The 4827-nt window shown below is 31.4% G+C and carries 3 protein-coding genes; all 3 read left to right on the plus strand.

All coding sequences use genetic code 11. From position 1 onward, the window contains the following. Positions 1 to 199, plus strand: a 199-nt coding sequence (locus ACK5ON_RS12365) for a response regulator transcription factor (protein WP_409821513.1), incomplete at its 5' end; no start/stop codon positions are given. A gap of 274 nt (positions 200 to 473) precedes the next feature. Further along, entirely contained in the window at positions 474 to 3935 is a 3462-nt protein-coding gene (locus ACK5ON_RS12370; protein ID WP_409822978.1) for a hypothetical protein, read from the plus strand. Between the two features lie 61 nt (positions 3936 to 3996). After that, on the plus strand, positions 3997 to 4827 hold an 831-nt coding region (locus tag ACK5ON_RS12375), incomplete at its 3' end, for a hypothetical protein (protein ID WP_409822981.1).

The following is a 4827-nucleotide window of genomic DNA, read 5'->3' on the forward strand; positions in this document are numbered from 1 at the left end:
GATTATCCTGAGCACAAGAGAAAAAGAAATCTTGCGACTCGTTGCCGATGGAAAATCATCACAAGAAATAGCCGATATCCTTTGCATTGGAAAAAATACTGTGGATACCCACCGCAAAAACATCATCAAAAAGTTTAACATCAAAGGTAAAAATGAGTTCTTTCGGTTTGCCATAGAACGCAAATACGACTTCATGTAAGAATACAACCCAATAAAACAGTAAAAAATCACCATTAGTGGTGATTTTTTTTTGGATTCTATTCAAGTACTTTGACCTGTACTAATATAAAGTTTTGTTTAGTTAAAAGAAACAACTGCTAGCAAATATTTAAGAATCATTTTATTGAAAGGGAACAAAAAAGTAAAGGGATAGAATATTTTGATAAATATTATAGTCCTATCCAAAACCATAAGCAACAAACTAATAAAAAAAAATAATAAAAAAAATAACGTTTTAATAAAAAGCAAAATTTATGAAAAATCAAGAAATCAACAACCAAACGACACTATTTCGTTTTGTAAGTCTGCGAAGCGCAGAACTTACTAAAAAAGAAAATCAAAACAAACGTTTTATTTTTCATCCTGACAGTCAAACTGGTGCATTTTTCAATGCAGTAATGAACAAAGACACTAACACAACCAAATGGGATGCTATGCGCTCGGCAGAAGGAAATATTTCTACATTTGAAGATGAAAAAGCAATTGAAGTAATCAATCCAGATTATTTTAAATTAGCCGATTGGATTGCCAGAAACAAAAGCACTTTAGACCCAAAAGAATTAGGAGAAAAAATTAATGGACTTGATCTTTTAGACCCAACATTTGAACTAAATCTTTGGGATAATTTATTTCATCAAGTACTTACTCAAAAAAGTTTCTATGTGAAAGAAGCAATTATCCAACTGCTTGTATTTAATAATATCCTTAAAAATAAATCCTTTTTTATAGGAAAGGGATTTGAAGCTGAAATAGCTAAACAGTTGGTATCGGCAAAAGTGGTATTACCAGTAGAATTATTTGAAGAAAATATAACTTCTTCAGGCAATAACTCAACTAATCAAAAAGTTGCCGAAAGAGAAAAAGAATTAGCAGGATTTATTCCGCAGGAAATGTTGGAAGCAAAAGAAGTAGCAGAAGCCAAAATTACTTCTGAAAACATAGAATATCTTTTATCAGAACTCAAAAATATAGAAACAGAACAATATAAGGCTTACGAAGAAGCATACAATAAAGAATTAAAAGCGTATCAAGAGCAAATAAAACCTGCCATTATAGATTATCAAAAAAGATACAAAGAAGCACAAAGAAGACTTTGCGAAAAGCCGAAAGATGAAAATTACAATCCTGATGATATTTGTAACCAACCAGATATTGATTATCCTGAACTTCCTGAATTTGTGTTTAATTTTTCCCAAGAATCTGAAATTAATTCTTTGAGAGAAAAACTTTCTGAAGATAGTTTTGTTGAACTTTCTAATCAACTAGATTTAACAAAAGTAAAAACTTTTAATGAACTCAAACAAAATTTAGAAAATAAATTAAATACAACGCATAAAAAAATTGTTGAGAAAACACAAATCTCAGAGCAAGTACTCGCTTTCGGAGATACTGCTATTGCTTTAAAAGGTAATATAATACAATCAAATGATTTTACCTTTCGAATTTGCACCAATCGTTTGGCTAATGGTAATGTAAGTCCATATATGACCATCCAACTCCCTAATTCCAACTACACTGTTCAGCAGTTTATTTATCATTTGCATTACAGTAATGGAAGTTCAGGCACCAGCGGTTATTTTAATCAGTCTTTTAATGGAAATGTACTGACTTTGAGTAATATGTATAACAATGACTTGCCGTTTTCTATTAACGGCGTTGTAACAGGAATATCAGGTTACATTATTTTTACTAATGGACAAACTTATACTTTTGAAGTAAGTCCTTTCAGTTTATTGAGCTGTTCACCTTTAGGTAAATTAGAAATCAAAGGAGGAACTAATACAGGTGGAAACGATAACACCGATGATAACTCATTTATTCCAAATGCTTTTGGGTATAGACAATTAGGAATTGCCGATTATAAAAAAGTAGTTTCAAAAATCTGTAAATATGAAGTTGGTGAAGTAGCTCATATTGAAAATGTGATGGCTCGTGAATTAAGAGAAAAAAGCACTACAAAATTTCACCAAACCCAAGTGATAGAAACTGAAAGTAACGAAATAGAAACCGAAAAAGTTATTGACACAGCTACTACCGAACGTTTTGAAATGCAAACAGAAGTTGCAAAATTGATGCAAGAGCAAAAACAATTTGCAGCTTATGCTGATGTAAAATCATCTTGGGGAAACACAACTTTAGATGCTGGTGCAAGTTACGCTTCCAATGTTTCTAAAGAAGAAAGTAACAGGCAAGCGGTAAACCAAGCCAAAGAAATTACACAACGAGCAATGGAGCGTATCGTTTCAAGAGTAAAGAATGAAAAAACGGTAAAAACTACCGATGAATTTACAGAGGTTAATACACATATTTTTGACAATACCGAAAGCGGTGAACACGTATCAGGTGTTTTCAGGTTCATTAATGCCATTTACAAAAATCAAATTTATAATTATGGTAAACGATTGATGTATGAGTTCATGATTCCACAGCCAAGCAAACTACATCGCTTGGGTATTGCAGTAAGTCAAAGTAATATAAATTCTACCACGATTGAAAAACCAATTGACCCAAGAATAAATTATCCAAGTTTTGGTGCTATTAATGAAAATAATTACCAGTTATTAGCTTCCAAATACAATGCAGATGTAAATCAATTTCCAAAACAAGAAATGTATGTAGGCAAATCTATTGAGCATTTTTCTCAAAATACAAATACTGGATCAACAAAAACTATGACTATAAAAGTTCCTGATGGTTACTATTCAGAAAAAGCCAATGCTAATATTACAGGTATGATTGTAGGAAGTAATGGAGGTTGGGATAAAAGAGTACTGATTAGTATTGGTGATATTACTTTTAATTCCGTACCATTAAGAATTGACAATACACCATTTCTTACTATCAAAAAATATTTTGATGAAGTTCCAGTAGCAATTTCAATAACAAACTATCACACCGTTAACATTACAATTAATGTACTTTGTAAAATTGACCCAGAAAAAATTGAAAAATGGCGAAAAGAAACCTTTGAAGCCATTCTAAAAGGATATTACAATCAATTACTAGAATACAACCAATCTATTGCCGAAGCTAAAGCAACAGGTGTTCAAATTATTGACAGTAATCCTTTATTCTACCGTCAAATTGAACAAAATGTATTACGACAAAATTGTATTTCTTATTTGTTAGACCATTCTACAAATCCTAATAATTACAAACAATTTGGTTTACCAATGTATGACACCAATGCTACATTTACCAACTTTCAAGTAAACTTGGATAAAAAAATGGACGATTACGGTAGTTTTGCCAAATTTATGGAACAAGCGTTTGAGTGGAATTTAATTAGTTACAATTTTTATCCGTATTATTGGGCAAACAAAGACGAATGGAAAGATTTGTACCAGTTTGAAAGCAACGATGCCATTTTTCGTAGTTTTATGCAATCGGGTATGGCTCGTGTAATTGTAACCGTAAAACCGGGCTTTGAAGATGCCGTAATGCATTATATGGCATTTGGTCAAATTTGGAATGGTGGACAAATGCCAGTTCTCGGAAATCCTTTATACCTTTCTATTGTAGATGAGCTAAAAGAACAAGAATACGCTGTAGAAGAAACGTGGACAACGACACTACCAACTAATTTAATTGCCTTACAAAAAAGTGGTGTAGCCGTTTATGCAGAAGGATTGCCAACATTAGATACTTGCGAGGCACAAAAAGACTTACCATTAGTAAAAAACGGAGCAAAATTAGGTGTTAAAACAACAATTTAATAATAGTAAAAGTGTATGAACTGAAAACCAGTTCATACACTTTTTTAAATATCAGAAGAATATGAACAGCGAAAAATTAGCATGGTTTCGATCAAAAGGAAAGCTCTTACTAGCAAAATTTGACAGGTTGGCAAAGATTGGGGATAAGAGGAAAGAGGAGGATGACAAAAAAATAAATGAATTTGAAAAAGACTTTATACCTGTTGTAAATATAGACTTTTCATTAATTGGAAAAAAAAGTGAATATGACTACAAAGGTTTTATTGTCATTGACACAAACGAAGACCTTCAACTATCTAATAGTATTGATACAAACAAAAGAATCCAAAAATTAAAAATTATAAAACTATTTAATGAAAATGCAGTCGTTCCTTTTAAAATAACAAAAGGAAATAAAAACGCAAATGATAATGATGGAATTATAAATATCGTTTCAGAAGGTATAGAGGTTCTAACAAAAAAATCAATAAATATAGAGCTTGATGAAACAATTGCAATAAAAGTTTCAAGTAAAAATTTAAAACAAAATGCTAAAATTGATTTTTTTGCAAGTGATGATGGTGGTTTTTTTGACAGCAAAGGGCTACAAAATATTTTTTGTGGAAGAATAATGTTTATTGCAGGTTCATCTAAAGTAGGTTTAAAATTAACCAAAAATATTGAAGAGTTGCCCGAAGTGAACGACACTCAAATACTTCCATATCCAGAATATACATATAATCATCCTGAAAAGTCGTTTGAAGTTGCAAATAAATTCCAAAACCCTGGAGGCATGTGTTATGCAATTTCTATGGCAAGGGTAGCAAAAGCATATAAAGATATACTGCGATTTAGTCCAATTAAAGTTGAAACGAGCGGACAAGACTATTTGTATTCAGGCACTGTAGTTACT

The organism is Flavobacterium sp. (assembly GCF_046317795.1).
In the GTDB taxonomy this organism is placed as follows: Bacteria; Bacteroidota; Bacteroidia; order Flavobacteriales; family Flavobacteriaceae; genus Flavobacterium.